At 49.9% G+C, this 1,332-nt stretch carries 1 protein-coding gene; it reads right to left on the bottom strand.

What is annotated here, in order from left to right; translation table 11 throughout:
- Positions 1–667: 667 nt before the first annotated feature.
- Complete coding sequence (locus HMPREF2751_RS11030) at positions 668–850, bottom strand: ClbS/DfsB family four-helix bundle protein (RefSeq protein ID WP_065419905.1); 183 nt, start codon at positions 848–850, stop codon at positions 668–670.
- Between the last annotated feature and the right edge of the window lie 482 nt (positions 851–1,332).

The raw sequence follows: 1,332 nt of genomic DNA, 5'->3' as shown, positions 1-1,332 counted from the left end.
CTGCGGCCCACTTTTGTTTTACCCACAGGTAAACAGAATTAACTCGCGTTTTAGTGCTGATGGTCTTTTCCGGCTTAGGACGGTTTGCCATTAGGTCGGTTTGATCGCGGCGGATATGCAAACCTTTAGTCGACCGGCAGCAAACCTACGAGCAAATCAGAATCAAATACGTCGGTCGTACAACGATTACTGGTGCATACCGGCAACTAGCCAAAGAGCCGATGCAGCACCTCTAGTCATTCCAATGAACGGCTCGGATCAACCATGTTGTTAGAGCCGGTCAAATTTGCTTTGTGCTCAAGACAGGGGTCGACGTGGTTGAGTCAATCAACTAGCAAGCAGCGAGTTTCTCCCATGTCCTTATCTTGGTACGAAACGTAGTGAGGGGGGGGGCAACAGTGTTGATATGTACCCACTTCCACACCGGTCATACTGACGGAGTGGAAGACGCCCACGCTCGCTGCTCAGACTCAAACAGCTCTGCTTCGGCCAGTCAGGGTACCAGTTGGATTACCTCGGCGAGTAGAACCTCGAATCGATTAATCAGATCTCGGGGTGGTACCAGCTCCCAGTGTTGGTAGAAAGACTCGTACAAGCTACCTAGCTAATCGCATTTGAAACTAGGAGCTTCAGTCACCACCTCTTTGTCCGCTTGCTCTTTCCGCTTTCAGCTAAGCAGTAATTCCATCCAGTCCAATAGGTTCGCGATAACCTGCCGGGGCGTGCGGTCTATTCCCTCAATGAGCATTTGCCCACCATCATCGGGAACATCCTCGAACTTGCGGATGAATAGACACCCGCGTTTAGTGGTCTCTGATTCAATCTCGCTTCCGGATTCATATGGCTTCACCACACATTTTCGGTGGAGCACTCTATATCCGAGGTATTCATGCGTATGTTCAAGTGTCCTGGGGTTAGTTCCGCTTTTTACGACCCTGGGTTGATGAAATAGGCAAGGTAGCACTTGGTTTGCGCTTCCCGTGGTGTGGCTAGTCCAGCACTTTGTGTATCCGCATAATTCTTTACCAATGCATCGTCCGCAAAGTGGCAAGTTCGATTTCCGCTTCTATGTTCACGAGTCTTGCGTATGAATGAGTTTTGTCTTGTAGAGAGTGTCGACTCCCTCAGTTGGAGCGTCGTGTTAAGAATCGTGGAACGTGGTGATGCTCGGACGGATTCCAGGACCGAGGTAGGAACTAGATCCAGCACGCTTCACTTACTGCCTCGCGCGTGTTGTTGTTAGATTGCTTATGGCTGTTAATGTGCTGATGCGCGTTACAAAATGCTCCGTGACCTGCGGGTTCGCTTTATGTGTGAAGTGTGTGTAATGTA

Source organism: Corynebacterium sp. HMSC063G05 (genome assembly GCF_001810555.1).
Classification (GTDB): domain Bacteria; phylum Actinomycetota; class Actinomycetes; order Mycobacteriales; family Mycobacteriaceae; genus Corynebacterium; species Corynebacterium jeikeium_D.
The sequence above is the reverse complement of the archived record's forward strand: the minus strand, read 5'-3'. Positions and strand labels throughout refer to the sequence as shown.